Source organism: Legionella beliardensis, from assembly GCF_900452395.1.
Lineage (GTDB): Bacteria > Pseudomonadota > Gammaproteobacteria > Legionellales > Legionellaceae > Legionella_C > Legionella_C beliardensis.
Genome location: NZ_UGNV01000001.1, coordinates 2,634,422 through 2,653,624 on the forward strand (window position 1 = coordinate 2,634,422; position 19,203 = coordinate 2,653,624).

Here is a 19,203-nt window from a genome sequence, read left to right on the forward strand (position 1 = left end):
AACCTATCATTGGATTGAAAAAAATAATAGTTATATCAGTTATTAATTTAGAAATTTTGAATAAAATCTCTATTTTTAAAACAATGACTTTATAATTATGCGCTGAAAAATTAACTTTCTAACGCATGTCTTTGCGAGCAAAGCGAAGCAATCTAGGTCGGATGTGTTAAGTAGTACCGCTATGGATTGCTTCACCTTTATAATGTAAAGGTTCGCAATGAGGCGGGTGTTTTAGCTAGGCTTTCTACGCAACAATATCGCCATACCTTAAATCCTAAGAATCAGGAGCATATAAATAATTAACCTATAATTATTTAACCTTTGCTGTGTCGATTTTCTTCTGTAGAGGCATCATCTTCTTTTTCTTTTATAGCAACCATTAAATCAACCTCTGCTTTTGGCTCTTTAAACATACTGTATCGATACGCTACGTGCAAGCCTATAGTAATAATATCCAATATTTTATCAAGCCAATGGAGCTCCTTCCACGTAGGTTGGTTGTGCTTAATTTCCAGAGCTAATGCTTTAGCAATAGATCGCGTTTCATCAGTTATGGTATCAACCTGACTAATAGTTATTTTAAGGGTATCCAGCGCTTTTTTTCTTGCCGCAATTGCATCGTCATCCCGATTTGCATAAAATTTTTTCTCTTGTTCCACAATATTTTTGAGCTCCCTTTCATAAGCTAATACAGCCTCTCTTAAGGCTTCAAGCTCCTCTTCCTTAGTATGAACTGGTTCAAAAGACAGCTCTTGTGCTGGTAATTTGATAGCTCCAATCAATTCATCTATTTCAGCATGTGCCTGTGACATTTGTGCCAGGTAAGATGTCTGATCTGGATTATTAAAATATTTATTAAAGCTTCTACTTTTAATATTATTACCAGCACTAGTACCATATTTTGCATCACTGACACGTTGGTCAATACAAGTATGTCCCTGGTCTCGAATAAAATTGTCGACTGCTTGTTTAACGCTATTAGCTGTAAATTCCGTCAAATCATCAAGAAATAAATTGGGTGTTCCTTGTAGCCTAAACGACTTCAAATCATCTGCATTCTTCAAGCGCTCTTGAATAAAATTCATCTCCGGAACAATTTCCAGGTTAATGGTTTGATGTCCGATGACATAATCCTTCTCCTCACGGGCTTTTTTCTTAGTAAGAAAATCATACCGCTCAATTAGGTTATCTGCTTCAAACTGATACAGTACTTCTGTGTACATGTCTTTTTGATATGTAGTAATCGCTTCGTCTAAGATAGCTTGCGCTGAAAGCTCTTTAGTAGGCTCCTTTTCTATTTCTCTTAAGAAATTCAGACTAGTACTTAATAAAATTTGATTAAAAATTATACTTTTCTGCCTTTCAATAGATTGTTTTAACGCATCTTCATTAGGCGCTTTTTCTTTATACTGTACTTTTACAGCCTCAGGAATAAGACGTTCACAATAAACAGCTGCTTGTGTATAAGCCTGAGACTTGGTAATTTCAAACTTGTCCGACTCCTCTAAGGAGCGAAGTTGATAATATAACCATCTTAATTTTACGATAGGCGCATATTGATCTGTGTCTGAGACGATCCATCCTCTTTTCGCGAGCTCTTGGGTAGCTAAAAGCTTACGAATGGACGCAGTTGGACAATTGTTTAAATATGTACATAATTTATTAAGATTTTTTAGCGAATCATTTATAAAATCAGCCATTATATAAACCTATTTTTCAAAAATTAGTTAAATTTTAACATCCTTTTATGGTTTAAATATTAAGGAAAAATTAATAGAATCCAAGTTTACAATACCTCAATCTTATTCAATTAATAATCAATTAGTTAAGAAATTAATTTTAAGTTTATAATTATAAATTTACACATAATTTACTAATAGCCTTAAAATTAGTCAGTTTTACCTTTTTTAATTACATAATTAACTGATTTTAAGGAACTTAGATGCATTTACTCTAGCTAATAAGCTTTTGCCACAGTACTCTTAATTTTTTCTTAATTATAATATGTTAAATTAATGTACAGTTTGATCTTATATTAACTAAAAGCCTTATGCAGCAAAATAATGAACTGAACAGTAAGACAATTAAATCTGATTTAAACTCTACTTATAAAACAGAGGCTTATAAAGAAACTAAGCTATTTAGACATTGTTTTATTGTTTTGAATCAGGATGGGACTGTCCTTAAGGCTGTTAGAAGCCCCTCTCTTACGGATAGTGAGCTTTTCTTAGCTCCCATGCCTAATACTATTGCCAATGATGAGAAATTTACTCATGCCTATGTTGTTGTAAATGGTACCTATATAAATAGTGCCGGAACTTTTGAAAAAGTACAGGTTATTATAATGAGAGGATTTTGTGGCAAAGATAGTGCGCATGATACCTTGTATCAGTTTTCAAAAAAATCTTATTTTACTGATTTACTTAATGAGATGGGCATTAAATTAGATAATTTTTATTATAGTGGAGAATGTAAATCTGACTTATCTATTAAAGGAATTAAAGCAATAATAGGTTTGCCTTTAGCTAATATTCAGTTTAATACTAAAGGAAGTAAAAGCGATGTATTTAAAACACCTACAATAAAAGATGAAACCCCACCAGAGCTTATTAGTTATATACCTAGGGGATGTTTTTCTCTACATAGTGAGTATGATAAACATTTAATACTTCAGGCACCTAATATGGATAAACTCAGCATTCCTTCATTGGTTCAGTTATCTTTTTTTAATAACAAAGATCAAAATATTGACTTAGATTTTAAGGCATTAACTCTATCTTCTAGAGATAAACCCAATGCGCCAGTGATTTAATAGAATATACTTTTTGTCACTGATAATAGCATTTGTTGGGCCAGAGGGCCCAACCTACAATCATGCCTACTCTTAGAAAAATTTCTACAGATACTTTCCCTATATTTTAAATAGTTATATAAAATAATTTGAAATATCGGGAAATCCCGATATAATTAGTTATATGAATCGATTAATTATTTTAAAAGCGCTCGCTAATGAGAACCGCTTACAAATTCTTGAATGGCTAAAAGAGCCAGGCAAGCACTTTATTTCATCGCACTGCGATGTAAGTACGGATGGTGTTTGCGTAGGTTTAATTGAGCAAAAAATAGGTTTATCACAATCGACTGTTTCTCAATACCTTTTACAGCTGCAACAGGCTGGATTAATTATAATGGAGCGCCGAGGACAATGGACATACTGTAAGCTCAATAAGCCTTTTATTAGCGAATTCATGAGTCAACTTAAAAACGCATTATAAAATTTTTTACAACTATATATCGGCAATTTGCGATATTTGGATTCATTTAAAGGAGGTTATCATGAACCTTGATTTACTTTTATCACCATTCCAATTAAATAAACAAATTCGATTAAAAAATCGCATTGTAATGGCTCCAATGACCCGTAATATGGCTAATGACGATCTGAGCCCTACAGCATTGATGAAAGATTATTATACACGTAGAGCCGATGCTGGATTAATTATCACCGAAGGCACCATTATTCGTGCTGATGCAAAAGGATACAGTAACGTTCCAGGTATTTTCACACGCAAACAAATTGAGAGTTGGCGTCAAATAACAGATGCAGTCCACGCAAACTCAGGCCATATTTTTTCACAAATTTGGCATCTAGGTAGGGTGTCGCACCCGCATTTTTTAGGTGGTCAATTACCAATTTCTGCTTCAGAAACAAAAATGACAGGCAAAGTGACACGCGCTGAAGGCTTATACTATGGCACATCACGTGCAGCTACATTAGATGAAATAAAAGACATTATTAATAGTTATGCAATTGCCGCCAAAAATGCAATAGACGCGGGCTTTGATGGTATTGAGCTTCACGGAGCCAATGGTTATCTTATTGATCAGTTTTTACATTATCATACAAATCATCGGACTGACGCTTACGGGGGAAATCCTGAAAATATGGCGCGCTTTGCTTTAGACGTAGTTAAAGCGTGCGGTGAAGCGATAGGTTATGAACGAGTAGGCCTTCGTCTCTCGCCAGGGGCTTATCTTAATGAAATTATTGGCGATAGCCGTGATGCGTTGGTATTTAAATATTTATTAGAACAACTCAATCACTTGCCAATTGCCTACGTTCACACCGGTAATTTCAATGATAAAATAACCTTTGAAGAATTGAATAGTCAAACCATGACCCGTTTCATACGTACACACTACAAAGGAACTTTAATTGCTTGTGGGAGTTATGATTTTGAAGAAGGACAAGAGAAAATTAAAAACAATGACTTTGATTTACTAGGAATTGGCAGGCCTTTTATTGCCAACCCAAACTTAATCCATCAATTACATAATAATGAAATAATTCGTCCTTATGAAGCGACCATGTTACAGACATTGTATTAGCCTGTTGACCAATAGTGTGAGGTATCCTCGAGCCCTATTGGTCTACTATTTACTCTCAATTCCTTCTTCTACAGCCTATCTAAATAGTTATAACTTGTTTTTCAATTGAGTCTTGTAACCCATTCTCTTGTGCCTCATGTACTTCTTGTACTTTTTGCGCCTCTTCTAATTGGTCAATTAATGACTTTGTTAAATGACTTACTTCCTTGTCAGTTGTGCTAAACATGCCAAAGCGTGTAATTTTGCCGGCACCATATGCAAAGCTGCTTCCGAATAAAAAGGCGCCTACAGCAGTACCAATCATTGCGCCAAGCCCAGCTCCTTTTATAGCACCAATAACGCCGCCAACAGAACCGGCACCAATTGCACCAATTATATTGCCAACAGCAGGTGCAACTGAACCTGCAGCGCCTCCGGCAACAGCACCAATTGCTAAACCAGTTAAAGCACCTAAGCAGATACCAATTAATGTTCCTACTACACAACAAGCGGCTATAGCAAATTTTTGTCTTCCTGAGAGTGTAATGCATGCTTGTTCATATTCTTTAGCAGCTTCTATAAATGTTTCTACGGCACGTAATTTAGTGTCATCCTCACTATCTGGATTTTTTACTTCACCCATGGCAACTTGGTGGGCCTTAATAAGATCTCTTGTATTGAGTAGAATATTTCTAATTTCCAATGTTTCCTTTTTAATCCTGTCATTAGCTTGAGCATCCAAAATACGTTCATACAATATATTTTTCAAAGCATTAAAGGTTTTTTTATCATCGACCTCCTTAATTTCGCTACCAAGCGCCTCGATGCCTTCGAGCATAGCAAATAGGTCTGTATTTTCTGCTTTTAACTGAGTAATTAAGTTCTTTATTGTTATCTCTTTAGGTATAAGGCCATCTTCCTCATAGCTTCGAAATAAGTTATTTCGGCTTGCATTGTCCATATTGCACATATAATTTAAAAAGAGTTTCTTAGCATGCTTTTGACGCGCAATAAAGCATTCCAGTAAATGACTCTTAAGATAATCTGCTATGTGATCCGGTTTTGCATTTGCACCTGATGGAATTTTTGCTCCTACTCTTTGAGCAAATCTTAATAATACTTCGGGTTTATTCCTATAATGGCCGATTGCTACATCAACTTGCTCGTCAATTTTTCTTTTAATTTTATGCTTATCAACCATAGAGTAACGTGCCAATGTTTTGAAGAACTCATCGCCATCCCTAATGCCTTTTGGGATTTCTGTATGATAAGCTGGTGGGCCTTCTGTGGATGGGCGATAACGCATTAAAGTTAAAATACCATCAGCATAATGGATTTTTCCATCTAATGTTCGCGGTCTAAAGTCCCCTAAGGCACCTCCAAAATCAATATTAACAGCTCTGGTATTCTTGCTATTTGGAATAAAGTAAGATTTATCATCCTTTTTAATATAGAATTCTTTGATAAGTTCAGGATGTTCATCAACCCATTCTTGGGCCATCTCTTCAATAACATAATGCTCGCCGTTAATTTCTTCGCTGTCTTGCGTTGGTTCAGCAACTTTTTTATAGCACTTACCCGAGAACTTATCATTTTCATAAATAGGAATCCGGTCATCTAAACCAGACGGATTTACCGCTACGGCTCCAATATTTTCGTAATGAACATCTGGATCATCTACAATGGCGCGTAGCGCAAGCCCAGGAATTAACCCATCATAACGTCCTAGCTGTACTATCTTATCAATATTACTGTCTGCACTTAGATATTTAGGACGACTACTTGGTATACTCTTCCAGTCCTCACCTACACGTGACTTATCGTAAGGCGGAATTTGATAAGCTAAATAAGCATCCTTAAACAAATCGCGATATCCTTCAAATACATAGGAGGCAATATAAACTCCATCATCAGGAGTTTGAATGTAGTTGACATCAGCAATTAAATCAGGAGATTCGCCAATTTCCTCAGCAATAAAACGCATAAATTGACTAGCAAATACTTCACAAATATTTTTATCCTCTTCAGGATCTTGCTTTACGTAAAATTTGCTAGGCTTCTCACCTTCTTGCTCCGAAGCTAATGTATATAGGCCACCATATGTACCTGCATCATTGGCTCCACCTTGTTTTTTTGAGAGGCGAGTCCATCTAGAGCCGACTTGAGCTTCATGCTGGCCTTCATTTTGGTCTTCATTCGGGACTACATAATCAAATGGAGGAAAGACTGGCATATTGTTACCTCTGAATGAACCCTATATAAGGGAAGTAAAAATTGATAAATTTTAACAAAAAGAAATTAAGGATTTATTAATAAAAAATCAAAATGTATTATTATTGATTTTTATGTTCAAAAAGCGTAAAAATTTAAAAAGAGCGAATAGAAAATACTCTAGAGTAATAATTTAATTGTAAGAAATTGATTTTAAATATAAAAATTGCACGATGAAGGGAATTAGAAATTCAAAACCTTGGTTTAAAGCCTGATGCTCTAATTTAAAATTATTTATTTTTCAATAATCTGAAATGTATCAAATTCTGGACAATGGACTGCCTAAAACAGCGCAGTCTTGGCACATTTATGCCACAATCATTTAAAATATTAAGTTTGTTATAATTTATTTGGTACTTAAATTAAATATTATTCTGGTATTTTAGTGCCATACTCCTTATTAAATTAAATTTTCAACTAATCAATTAAGTCACTATATTTAAACTCTTTTTGCCCACAACCCCCCTTTCTAAATTTCTTTTTTGTTTAAGATTAAGTTAGCCTACTTTATGGCAATTAAGATAGCTCTTTAAAAATATAGTCATTAATTAAGGTAAAATTTGTTTAATAAATAAACAAACTGTCTTATAATAGATATTTATTAACTAAATATTATGCAATAAGGTGGTTATGCGAGAAATTGAACACGTCGTTTTACCTGATGCAACAGAATTAGCTCACAACCCACGGGAGCATTTCGAATATTTAAAAAAATTAGAGAGTTTTATCAATCGTTATAATGAAGCTGATAAAACGGATAATCAATTAAACTGGACCTTGTTAGAAGTTATTATTCAAATAACCGATGAAATAGTTAATGCTTATCATAATAAACCTGTTTTTGATGATAGATATTATCATTTATTTGGTGGCTGGTATAAACGAAACTATGACTTGATTAATGAATATGCTAAAGAGTTAAGAGAGCAAGCTAAATTAGAAAATACAGCTGGGAATATTTTGTCTCCTCCTGCTGTTAAAATTTGGCAAAAGAAGACCAAGCCAAAATCAATCTTTAGCAAAGAACGTTCAGATCAGTATTTAGAACTGGATTTACCAATCGCTAAGATTGAAGAGGCCAGAGTTCGTGCTGTTCAATTAAAATATAAAGACCGAGATGCAAATACAACACTACGAGATTGCCTTTATCAATTAGAGGCAACCGTGTTCAGTATATTAAGCCGTGACGCTGATATTTTATCTGAAAAAGATCTGATGCGTAAGCGATTATACCACTTACTAGAACAAACAAGTGCGGCTTTGGGTCGATTGTCGACTCGTGATGAGGCTCTTTTTGAAATAGGGAAAATTACCCCACAATTTCCTGATAAGATCATTAACCCTGCAAGTGAAGGAAAATCACGTTTCGAAGAAATAATTGTACAACTTTATACAACACAAGATGATTTTTCTCACAACGGGTTTAACCTTCATTACCTAGGCGGTAATAATAATCGAAATTGGATAGCGTCGCATGATTCAGATGGAAGAACCTATGTTATACGTTTAGAAAAAGCAGACGATCCACCTACTGAATATTTATTAATAGATGAGCTTAAAAAAAATAAGCAAACATCGCCCTTTATTGCGCAAGATTTTTTCTATCATCCAACTCAAAGAGTAAACGAACTTGGTAGACCTATTAACTTAGCTATTTCCGAATATTGCCCACAAGGAAATCTCATTCATTATATTCAATCTAATTTTCCAGCGACTGAGTTAGCTTCTATAGCGTGTGCTATAGCGGATATTACGCGACAAATAGCAGAAATGGCATTAGTTTTCAAACAAAATGGTTTTTCTTATATGGACATCAAAGCTGAAAATTTTTTAGTACGTAATAATGGGGCAGTTATTACCGCTGATTTAAAATCTATTTTATTAATAGAAGATGAGCATATTTCTAGACCTCTTATTGTATCCACTGTATGCAATATGGCTCCTGAGCATAGGCTAAAACGTTTAGAATTAATGGATCCTGAAAAATACATGGTTTATCAAATCGGTTTACTGTTGTATGACTTAGCAACTAATCAGCAAAATAAAGACGAAGTTATTGACAAATTGCTAGACGATAAGGATTTAGAAAATACCTTAGCACTTGATTTTTCTTCAGATATATTTCAAACACCTTTAGGAGTACAAATTACTGAGCTTATTAACGCAATGATTAATAAAGATCACGTAGCACGGTTAACATTAGACGCTGTTATACAAAAATGCAAAGAGATTTCTACACTTAAGCCTGACCATACGTCGACTTTGTCAACTTCCTCGTCAACTGTATCGTTGATTGATGAAGTTGATGACAATGCACGTACAGTTTATATGAAACCCTAGTGAGAGTATTTATATGATTATAAAAAATTTAACGTCTAATTCTTGGGATGATTTAAAAAAAGAATTAACTCTTGTTGATGATAGGAAAGATGACCCTGACCAACAAAGAAAAATAACAGATTGGTGTAAAAAATATATTAAAAGTGATTTTGAGTTTGAATCTCTTGATCAGGCTAAGAAATTAATTGATAAATACTTTGCATTTAATCAACAACCTTTAAGCGCAGTGATTCATGAAGCAGCAAGTTTAGGCTTTAATCAATTCCTAGACCAAGCTCTAGAATTAGAAATCAATAATCAAATCATCGATGCACAAAATGAGCATGGTAATACACCCCTGCATTTAGCCGCTAAACACGCACAATTAAAAACAGTACAATGCTTATTAAACCATGATGCTAATGCAAATATAACCAATAAAAGTAATAATATTCCGCTTAATTTAGTGACTAGAAAAAGAAGTGAGCCAATTGATACCCTACTTTTTGAAAACCTATTAAAAGCAACGAGTACGCAGTCATTACGGTTAGGTGATAACACAAAAAGAAGTCCTATTTTAAATTTAGTTGCTTCCGATAACTTTGCTCTTATACAACAAGTCTTAGAAAAAAATCCCGATGCCATTGATGATAAAGCAACCTTGAATGAAAATATTCTTCATCTAGCTATTAAACAGCCATCTAACCAAGTAGTTAAAGGGTTAATAGATGAAGATAAAGGATATTATAAGCAGCTTATTTTGCAACGAACATCCGAACAATCAACCGTCCTACATCTAGCAGCAAGATATAATCCAACCATGATGCCAACCCTTTTAAATAAACTGCAACCGCCAGCTTTTAGCAAAGGACAAATTTTTGATTTAATAAATAAGCGTGATAACCGAGGTAGAACTGTCTTACATGTAGCAGCAAAAGAGCATCCTGAATTAATACCCATTCTTGTCGAACGGTTAAAATCATCTTTCAATCAACAAGAACTATCTAATTTAGTAAACAAGCCAGATAATAACGATCGAACTGCATTATACTATTTAAAAGATAACGATGAATCAAATATTAAACTTTTAAAGAATATTGGGGCTGAGCAAGATAACGCTAAGGATACTGCTCTACTTCGTAGAACACGTTCTTTTTCTATGTAGGTATATGCATATTTAATATGAAAATTAATTTATCAAATCTAGCTATATATCCTACGGAAGAATTATATCGCTTAGCTGTTGATGGTTATTATCATGATAAAACGGTAGATGGGATAAAAGAAAACGGATGGATAGGGTATGAAAGACGGCAACCTGGCTGCTTAAAGGCGCTATTTGATGCCATGGCTTTTGCAATCACTAATTTAGAAGATAAAAAACTAACGCTTAAATTAATCTTAAAATTACATCAAATTATTACTACAAATGTTCAAAAATTATCACCAGAAGTTAAGCCAGGTGAAGTACGTGACAATATTCCCGTAGGATTTTTATTAAATCCTCTCTCTGTCTCAAAAAGAGGCTTAAAAGAACTGCTTGATAATATTGAAAAAGAAAAAAAACTTCTATCTAAAATAGGGCTTATAAAACCTCTAAGGGCGACTGACAACGCACCCATAGATGAGCCTACTTTTAGAGATAGAATATTAGATTCAGATGAAACAATTTCAGCATCTACCATATCCGAAGTTAAAAAAAGATTTAATGCCAAGGATAATGATGACTTGGCGGCTATTATTTACCCAAATATCAGGCACTATGCGTATGTAGGACCTTTTGCTAGTGCAAGGTCAATTGAGCACGCCATGCAGCATTTAATTGATATTTACAATAAGAGAATAATAAAAGCGCACACCTTGCAAGAAAAACAAGATGTAATAATTAACTTAATATATAACCTTGAGCATCTGCACCCCTTTAAAGACGGAAATATAAGAACTTTAGCTATCGCTTTACTATTACGATTATCATTACAAAATAATATCCAAATCGCTACTTTTGAACAACCTAATATATTTGATGGCTTTAGCAGAGATGAGATTAGATTAAAATGGGATGAAGCTATAGCAGTAACAAATAGAATAATTAATGGCGAAAAATATATATTTAATTTTAAAAGTGCAACTATCCCTGTAGAAAATCAGGCAGCTTATGAGGAAATAATTGGTAATTTTATAAAAGCAATTAAAGCCTCGTCTTTACAATCAGAAGCATTACCAAAACGCCAAAGTTTTTTTAAATCATTTAGCTGTTTTGGCAAGGAAGCTACCGAAGATTCTAAATTTCTTCTTCCAAAAAAACAATAGTGTCGCGAGGTTTACAGATTGTACCGAGCCCCTCCAATCTATGAAGGAATTCAGTAAGCAATTAAGCTCTTCCACTCCACTAACATTTCTAATATTAGCTTAGTATGTTACTCTCAAGCAGTTTTTGTATTTTATCAAAAACGCTTATTAGGAGAAGTAAAATGAACAATCAAAATAATAATCGTTTTACAACCGGTTTATTTGATACTCGTGAATCAGCAGAAAAAGCTTACGCAGACGCAATTGAAAAAGGATATAAACCTGAGGAAATTACCGTACTGATGTCTGATGAGTCACGTAAAAAGTACTACGATTCTGAATTAGTACAAATGCAAGACGGTAACAAGGCAATGGAAGGAATGGCAGTTGGTGGCGCTGCTGGTGCTGTTATAGGCGGTACCCTCGCAGCCATTGCTGCAATGGGCACGAGTCTTGTTCTTCCAGGCTTAGGATTAATTGTTGCGGGCCCATTAGCTGCAGGAATAGCTGGCGCTGGTGCAGGAAGTGTTACCGGTGGTTTAATTGGCTCTTTAGTTGGCTGGGGTATTCCCGAAGAGCGTGCAAAATTTTACGAAAAAGGCATTAAATCAGGCGGTATTGTTCTTGGAGTAGAAGATAAGAATAATGTGAATCTAGAAAATAGCTGGTCAAAATACCACAATAGTAATTTCTAAGTTCAAATAATCAATACCACAAGCGTAGCAACTGTCTTGAGCTAAAAACTCAGGACAGCCGGCGTAGCCTGGGAGAAAGGCGCAGCCTGTATCCCAGGTTTACCTTTAACACCAATTACTCTCGCGGCATTTATGAGGTCGAACAGTAAACCAACTTGGCTTATTATAAAAACGTCAAAAAAATAGGCTCCTATTACGACATTGCACTACACCCCTTTGCTTGCTTGCAAGAAGAAGTGTAAATAATAATTTTTCAAAAAGTTTAATTTAAGTTACTATTGTTATAAGTTAGATTTACATGCGCATATGGTGAGCAAATGGCTAAAAATCCACTATTCTTTTATATAAAAACAAGATATGAAGAAGATAGCTTACAAAATCGTCCAGAAAAAATTTACTTAAAACATGATCTAGATGGGCACCATTATCTATTAATTAAACTTCCCTGGGCAGATAAGGTTTTAGAAACTGAAGAAAATAGCTTAACTCTAAATAATCATCACATCAGTGTTTATGAAAAAGAAAATGAAAAAATACCTCAGTTAAGTGAGTATCACTATACAGCTAATTTTACTGATCTTTTAGGCGAAACTTATTCACTGCATGTGTACTTCAATTCTAATGACTCACTTACAACCTTACCAATTCTTAGAAGAATCTCGGATTCAGAAATCGTTTTAACTCAATTAAATCCTACCTTAAAATCGTTAGCTATAGAACAATGTTCTTCCTTCATTTCTTCGATAAGAAATGATTTAGAACTAACCATTAAAGAACTTGAAAAAGTTTATTACACTATTGAGAAACAGGCTTCTGAATTATCAGACGCAAAAGACATTTCTAAGCGAACAGAATACCTAAACAAACTTTCAGAACTAAAATCTGCTGCCAAGCACTTAATTCCATTAGTGCCGCATTATAACTATGAAAAAACTGTAAAATTTATTGCAAAAATGGAACGGTCTGTTCAAGATTCTTTGGTAGAACAAACTAAACTAAAGAGCTTAAAAGAAGCTGAGGAACAGCCGAAAGCAAGCATGCCAGCTACTACAAAAAGAAAGAAAAAACATAAAAAAAAGAAGAAGAACCTACCCTCTGCACGGTTTAATAGAGAAGTAGATGAATTAATAAATTTTTATCAGACGCTAGTAAAGGGTGTTAATTTAAAACAAATATCTGACACAGACATTGAAAATGTTATGCAAATTCAGGAAAAGGCTAATGATTTATTTTTTACGTTATATGATAAATACCCAAATAATGTAGAAATATTACATAGGTTACGCCTGATAGATACCAAAATTAGAAAGCTAGGTGAAAGTATGCTTGAAAAATTACTTTTAGATGGCCAATTTACCCAAGCAGCAAAACTTACTTTATTTCATAGGAACTTTAAAAAAGAAAAGTATGCTCGGAAAGCAATAGAAGAAAACAACACTGAGCTATTAGAATTTTTAGCTAATTACTGTGGCCTAAAATTGCAACAACCTATGACTACAGCATCCAAAGCCCAACCTATGCTTAGATTTTTTCATGATAGCTTCATTAACGCTCTTAATACATTCGCTAAAGAAGAGATTGAAGAGGACGAAGAACAAGAAGAAAGTGATGATGATATAAGCCCAGAACTAGAAATGGTTGCAGAATTATTTCAACAAGAATTTGAGAAAAACCTCAAAAAAGAATTAAGTTTTTTCGCTGCCCCAAAAGCTCAGCCAAAAGGCAAAAAAATTGCTCAAAAAGAGGAAAACTGTCTTATCATGTAATCAAAATTTTTAATATCACTGTAGTATATTAGGCGGATACCGTGGTTAAGCCCTGGTTGTTCCCCACAAAATTGCTCATAAAATACACCGAAGAGGTTGATTATGAGAAGCAAGAGAGGCAAGCAAGGTAATAACGGAAAGGAAGGCTTGTAAGGATAAGTCAAGCTTATACTTCAAGACTTGGCGTCCTAAGAAGACAAGAGATAGAGCATTGCATTTGGCAGACTGGGCAAACAAGAAAAAACCAAGGCGTGCGAAATCCAGCGTCAGTTACAATAATAGGATGTACCCCAGCGGGTAAGAGCGCGCACAAACGCTTTAAAAAAGCACGATGTGTCGCTTGATGATTATGCTTTGAGGCAGGGTGACATTCTTTATAAAGGACAAATCCACGACCTGACAAAGACAACATCGCACTTAAAACATAAAGCCTTATTAAGGAGCAGATACAGCTCCAATCAAATATAAATCCATGGCCGACTTTGGCAAGATAATACCTGACCGGATAGATAACGATAAATTGAAAAGGCTTCTCGATGCAAATGCCAATTGCCCAATAACCTACCCATCTTCTTAATGCTTCGAACCTTAATTGAGTATAGATGCCATGCAACTCTTCCTGACCTTTCTTTTTTCTTGCAATCCTTTAGATGCTAATTTTCTGTCTATCTTTCAGGGTCAAGCCACGGTATTTCCAGAAAGTAAAAAAAGACAGATTACCTGAATTTACCAGCAAGCATAGGTTGGCCACTCAGCCCAATATTGGTTTAAAGGGTCTTTAATAAACACTTTAAAACAACAGCAGGCTTTAAATTTTACAAAGAATCTCCGCTTTTATTATAGATTTACTATCTTAACTCCACCTTCACGATTACCTATAATTAAAGCAAAATGCTCTATTATATCTGCAGGACTTTTTCCTTGTAGTAAACTTTCTCTACTTTCATTTGAAACTATTTCTTCAAATAAAGAATTTAGTAAGTTATATTGCTCTGTTTCTTCTCTGGTGAAATTTAAAATATACTTAATAAATCTTGCACTTTTAAATACAGGTTGAAAATCCCTAATTAAGCTTATTAATAAATTTATATCACTACTTTGTACAATATTAATGACATCATTTATATCTAAAGTGACAGGTTTAAATAATGGGTTGGAAAAAAACTGGTTACATCCATAGTGGGTTGAATAAAATTTCCTATCTTTATTTTCTACATCAAATTGTTTTAAGAATTGGACTTGAGAAATAGCTTCTATAGGTAAGCAAAAACCACGATGAAAATTAAACTCTGCGCCACAAGAAAGTATTTTTCCTATATTATTAAATAAATGAATCATTTCTTCATCTGAAATAGCATCTAATTGAGCGTAAATAATTTTCATTAGCTTAGGCAATTTTTCTATGTGTCTAAAAAATTGCATTACAAAAAATTTCTCTGTGTCTTTAGCAGGACCATAAAATAGAGTCTGTCCAAAATCCTTTTCTATGACCTCTTCTTGGATATTAAAATGTAGCTTTTCTTCTATAGAAAGCCCATTATAAGGCTCTAAATACTTTCCATTATAATTATAATGAAGTACATATTGTTCATTTTCTAAGACAAATTTAACACCGCACGCATTACGGTAAATTTTTAAATTAATATTACCAATAGGTAATACCTTAGAAAATTCTTCAGGTATGCTATAACAAGCAAACATTGCGTGATCTTTTGCAGTAGTACATGTGTCCCTGAACTCTTGATTATCAGGTTTAGTGGTCCATAAAAGATCATGCTCTTTAACAAACATTTGACCTTCAATACAATGCCTAGCTTTTAAGAGTTTTTTAAAATTAACTGTAATTTTTGCTGGAGGATATTTTAGACTTCCATTTTTTAATGCCGTACTATCAATATCACCAATACCAAAGCAAACAGTATCATAATCTGCAGGTTCTGTTTCACTATTTAGTGCCGATCCTATAAAAAACATACGATTTTTTTCAATGAATTTTCGACTATAAATTGCAGAATCTAACATTAAATCAAGATAAGCCTGATTTGTAATGTGATTTAAATAAGTAATAAAACTTACATGATCAAGATTTTTCAAAATCCTTAGTAGCAACTTTCGATCTATATTCTTAGGAATGAAGATATCCTTTACAAAGCTTGTATAAGGATATTCTCTGGTGTGAATATATTCTCTTTTTTTAGCATGAAAGAAACCTTGAATGGGTAATATAGAATTTGTTAACTGCTCTTTAGCATCAAAAACGTCGTGTAAATATTTTGACTTCATCAAAATAAAACTCAAGAATAAAAATTATGCAATTTTATCTTAAAATACATTATGCATCAAATTTAGACTTCACGTAAAATATTAAATCAATATTGGGCCACTCGGCCCGAAGAATCCTCACCTTTATTTTACCCGATGATCCCCATCTATGGCGTTGAAAATGTTGTAGAGCGATATGAATCTTATATATTTCCTAAGCACTTGGCAGCCTAAAAAGAAAAAGCCAGCAAGCGTAGCCTGGGTGTAGGCCCAAAGGGCCGTATCCAGGTTTATCTTCACCATGCCTACTCCCCAAACTCCCTTTAAACACCATCCCCCAATACTGTTGCAATACTCCCTTCTGAACCTAACGATGAAACTGGAGGGCCATTCTTTATCACAAATTACATAGCCATGTTTAACAGGGTTAAAGTGGATATAATCGCTATAGACTTACAAGTCTGATTCATCACGTACTCGATACTACCAAAACCGGCGTTGCTATAAAGGATAATTTTGTTTCATTTTTCGAAATGCCTCACCCAGCAGGTTAATATGGCGAGTTAATAATTGTAATTTTCGTTTTCTCAAGGTAAGAGTAAAAAATAAGCGCCAGGCGTAAAATCTCTGCGAAAATAAACCATCATTGTTTATGAAATTGGGTTTCCTGTGAATGGAATTTCATAGAGATTTGGTTGAGCTATGGAAGTAAAATGAAAACCTGGGATACGGCCCTTTAGGCCTACTCCCAGGCTACGCTGGCTAAAATGACTGTTTTAATGGCTTGTATGAGAATTGCTCATTATCATGAATGCTATGATTAGAAAAAAACAATGCTGGAGTTTTGAGCAAACTCAACTGTCCTGAGTTTTTAGCTCAAGACAGTTGCTACGAGTTTATAGTAGATATAACCTCAAACAACAGCCTATTAGTAAAAGATTTTCAGCTCTTCTTTTTCTATAAGATAAAAACTCGAATTGGCGTTATTTTGGTGTTTTTCGGGATGCAGTCTCTTTTGCATCTGCTATTTTATCCTCACTTTTATCAAAGAAAGCACTTGTATTTAGAGAATAATTTTGAGGTGTCTTTGACATTTGATAGGTTTTAGCAGCAGATTTTACCCGTAACATATCTTCCTCACTAACATTTTTTTCGAGTTCTTCAAATACTTCCTGGTTACATGGACAACCAGCTTTAATAAGCCTCAAAACAATTTTAGTTTTTCCTAATTCAGCTGCTAGTTGAATCGGTTGAGCTATCTCCTCATCACTGTCGTCAGCGTCAGAACTTAGTTCGCTGTCTTGGTTAGATTGATCTTGGCTCGATGGCTTGCTATCTTTTTTCATACTTTGTATATTTTCATCCGTATAAAATAGAGGTATGCCGTGAGAAATAAACGATTCAATACACTCCATTGAATCCACATTAATTGCTGTATGTAGTGCAGTCTCATCTAACTCATCCAATTTATCTGGGAAAAATCCGCAATCGAGGATGTCATTAACAAGAGCTACATTTTTCGCTTTAACGGCTTCGTGTAAGATAGTACCTCCTCCTATTAAACAATGAGGATTAGCGCCATATTTCAATAATAGATCCACAATGTTTTTATCATATATAGTAATGCAGCGCTCTAGTGCATAATTTAATTCAGCTTGACTCGGTTTGATGTCTGGAATTGAAAGCATCATTTCTAGTAATAATGTATTACCTTTTTCAACGGCCAAAGCTAACGGCCGGCCAAAAAGTCCCTTATTTTTATTCCTAATATTTATATCAGCACCCTGCACCAATAAAATTTTAACAATTGAAAGATCGATTTCATTGCTATTGAGTAAAATTAAAAGAGGGGTATTGCCTTTAAAGTCCTTAAAATTTGGATCTGCACCATTTTCTAATACCTGCTGAATAATGCTCCCTTGCCGCATGAATAAAGCAGCTAATAGCCAGCTTTGTGTTGGGCTTCGTTTATTACCTGGGTGAAAACTTTGTGCTTTTTCTTTAGTGACTTGATGAATCTTAATAAGACTTTCTGATTTATTAAGTTGTGCAATTAATTTATTAGCCTTATCCTTTTCTAAATCTGTTACAAAAATTTGGGTAGAAAAATATGTCGTTTCCATATTGAGCGCTAAACTCAAATTAATACCCTTGGCTATTTCTTCAATATTCGCGCTAGAATATACGACTTCAAAATCGGCATTCATTATTTGCCATAGGTTTTTCTCAGGATCATGGGTAAGTGTTATAGCGTGAGAAGCGCTTCTTAAAATAAAACCGATTGGATGGTGAATGTCAGCATTATTTACAGCTAATTTAATTTGAGTAAGATATTCGCTTATTTCATCTAATGAATAAGCACCTGAAAAATCATCTATAGCTATTAATTTTTTCCATTCATTTTCCTTTAATCCATCAATCATTTCATGAAGAAGTGGGGGGAGCATTTCCTCAGGATGTCTTTGAGTATATTTCTTATTTACATTTTCCGGGTTTTGAAATTGCGTTAATAAAATCAAAAGCTTGTCTAAATACAAGTACATTTTTTCATCAGAATTTAAACTATCATTATTTTCTGACTTCTCTTTTGCTTGCGTTATTAAATCTTTTAGTTGTTCAACCTCGGTAGTCTTTAAAAAATTAATCAGCTCTCCGAATCGCTCACTTTGACCAGCCAGGCCATATAATAGACCAGCCACAGCAAATCCAAAGCACATTCCTTCAATATCACCAGCGTCTAATGGATAATCTAGTTCTTTAATAATGTTGATTAGCCATTGATGTCCAAATAATTTCGGTAGTTTATTTAAAGAATACATCTCATTACATATAGGTTAATTTAAATACATATCATTATCCTAATAACTACAATCTTTTCATTTTCATCCTAGATAATACTTAATTATGTATCATAATAATACATGTTGTAAATAAATAATCCATACAGACTTTGGTTATTAGACGATCAATTAGATAATTATTTTGTATAAATGTTAAAAGGAAATATCGTCTTAAATTTATATTCCTCATACTTATACAAAGTATAAAATATGATCATTAAGACAATATTAATTTCAGTCATTATTACAATTTAAACTTACTCAGCCAGCATAGATCACTTCTCCCATCCCAAGCGCCTTGCGATTAAGTTTTTCCACTTACTTTTTAAAAATATAAACCAGTGTAGCCTGGGAGTAGGCCCAAAGGCCGTATCTCAGGTTTACATTCACCAC

At 34.0% G+C, this 19,203-nt stretch carries 13 protein-coding genes and 1 pseudogene; 9 read left to right on the forward strand and 5 right to left on the reverse strand.

Annotated features, from left to right (window positions below; genetic code table 11):
* Positions 1 to 314: 314 nt before the first annotated feature.
* The gene (locus DYE47_RS11565) at positions 315 to 1,700 is read right to left on the reverse strand and encodes a hypothetical protein (RefSeq protein WP_115303435.1); all 1,386 of its coding nucleotides are present in this window, start codon (positions 1,698 to 1,700) and stop codon (positions 315 to 317) included.
* Between the two features lie 350 nt (positions 1,701 to 2,050).
* Here DYE47_RS11565 and DYE47_RS11570 point away from each other — a divergent pair, with 350 nt between their 5' ends.
* From DYE47_RS11570 to DYE47_RS11580, 3 genes are all read left to right on the forward strand, one after another.
* The gene (locus DYE47_RS11570; protein WP_115303436.1) at positions 2,051 to 2,812 is read left to right on the forward strand and encodes a hypothetical protein; all 762 of its coding nucleotides are present in this window, start codon (positions 2,051 to 2,053) and stop codon (positions 2,810 to 2,812) included.
* Positions 2,813 to 2,975: 163 nt separating this feature from the next.
* Positions 2,976 to 3,275 carry an ArsR/SmtB family transcription factor gene (locus DYE47_RS11575; protein ID WP_115303437.1) on the forward strand — a complete coding sequence of 100 codons (300 nt, stop codon included), beginning with the start codon at positions 2,976 to 2,978 and terminating at the stop codon, positions 3,273 to 3,275.
* A 58-nt stretch (positions 3,276 to 3,333) separates the two neighbouring features.
* Positions 3,334 to 4,389: an oxidoreductase gene (locus DYE47_RS11580; protein ID WP_115303438.1), complete on the forward strand. Its 1,056-nt coding sequence runs from the start codon at positions 3,334 to 3,336 to the stop codon at positions 4,387 to 4,389.
* Positions 4,390 to 4,468: 79 nt separating this feature from the next.
* On the opposite strand, the gene DYE47_RS11585 is transcribed toward DYE47_RS11580, so the two are convergent.
* Positions 4,469 to 6,601 carry a hypothetical protein gene (locus DYE47_RS11585; RefSeq protein ID WP_115303439.1) on the reverse strand — a complete coding sequence of 711 codons (2,133 nt, stop codon included), beginning with the start codon at positions 6,599 to 6,601 and terminating at the stop codon, positions 4,469 to 4,471.
* 668 nt (positions 6,602 to 7,269) lie between these two features.
* Between DYE47_RS11585 and DYE47_RS11590 the strand changes: the two genes are divergently transcribed.
* The 5 genes from DYE47_RS11590 (at position 7,270) to DYE47_RS11610 (ending at position 13,708) form a co-directional block, all read left to right on the forward strand.
* The gene (locus DYE47_RS11590; protein ID WP_115303440.1) at positions 7,270 to 8,979 is read left to right on the forward strand and encodes a protein kinase domain-containing protein; all 1,710 of its coding nucleotides are present in this window, start codon (positions 7,270 to 7,272) and stop codon (positions 8,977 to 8,979) included.
* Between the two features lie 13 nt (positions 8,980 to 8,992).
* Positions 8,993 to 10,123: an ankyrin repeat domain-containing protein gene (locus DYE47_RS11595; protein WP_115303441.1), complete on the forward strand. Its 1,131-nt coding sequence runs from the start codon at positions 8,993 to 8,995 to the stop codon at positions 10,121 to 10,123.
* 17 nt (positions 10,124 to 10,140) lie between these two features.
* Positions 10,141 to 11,268: a Fic family protein gene (locus DYE47_RS11600; protein WP_115303442.1), complete on the forward strand. Its 1,128-nt coding sequence runs from the start codon at positions 10,141 to 10,143 to the stop codon at positions 11,266 to 11,268.
* Between the two features lie 161 nt (positions 11,269 to 11,429).
* Positions 11,430 to 11,942 carry a hypothetical protein gene (locus DYE47_RS11605; RefSeq protein ID WP_115303443.1) on the forward strand — a complete coding sequence of 171 codons (513 nt, stop codon included), beginning with the start codon at positions 11,430 to 11,432 and terminating at the stop codon, positions 11,940 to 11,942.
* A 317-nt stretch (positions 11,943 to 12,259) separates the two neighbouring features.
* The gene (locus DYE47_RS11610) at positions 12,260 to 13,708 is read left to right on the forward strand and encodes a hypothetical protein (RefSeq protein ID WP_115303444.1); all 1,449 of its coding nucleotides are present in this window, start codon (positions 12,260 to 12,262) and stop codon (positions 13,706 to 13,708) included.
* A 166-nt stretch (positions 13,709 to 13,874) separates the two neighbouring features.
* On the opposite strand, the gene DYE47_RS11615 is transcribed toward DYE47_RS11610, so the two are convergent.
* Together DYE47_RS11615 and DYE47_RS11620 are read right to left on the reverse strand one after the other, a co-directional pair.
* Positions 13,875 to 14,321, reverse strand: coding sequence for a hypothetical protein (locus DYE47_RS11615; RefSeq protein ID WP_115303445.1), 447 nt, complete (start codon positions 14,319 to 14,321; stop codon positions 13,875 to 13,877).
* A 224-nt stretch (positions 14,322 to 14,545) separates the two neighbouring features.
* Complete coding sequence (locus DYE47_RS11620; RefSeq protein ID WP_115303446.1) at positions 14,546 to 15,991, reverse strand: hypothetical protein; 1,446 nt, start codon at positions 15,989 to 15,991, stop codon at positions 14,546 to 14,548.
* Between the two features lie 740 nt (positions 15,992 to 16,731).
* Here DYE47_RS11620 and DYE47_RS16620 point away from each other — a divergent pair.
* Positions 16,732 to 16,837 (forward strand): annotated as a pseudogene (locus DYE47_RS16620) (IS110 family transposase); the annotation flags it as partial.
* Between the two features lie 116 nt (positions 16,838 to 16,953).
* On the opposite strand, the gene DYE47_RS11625 reads toward DYE47_RS16620, so the two are convergent.
* Positions 16,954 to 18,789 (reverse strand): ankyrin repeat domain-containing protein, encoded by a 1,836-nt coding sequence (locus tag DYE47_RS11625; RefSeq protein WP_115303447.1) that lies wholly within the window; start codon positions 18,787 to 18,789, stop codon positions 16,954 to 16,956.
* Positions 18,790 to 19,203 lie beyond the last annotated feature (414 nt).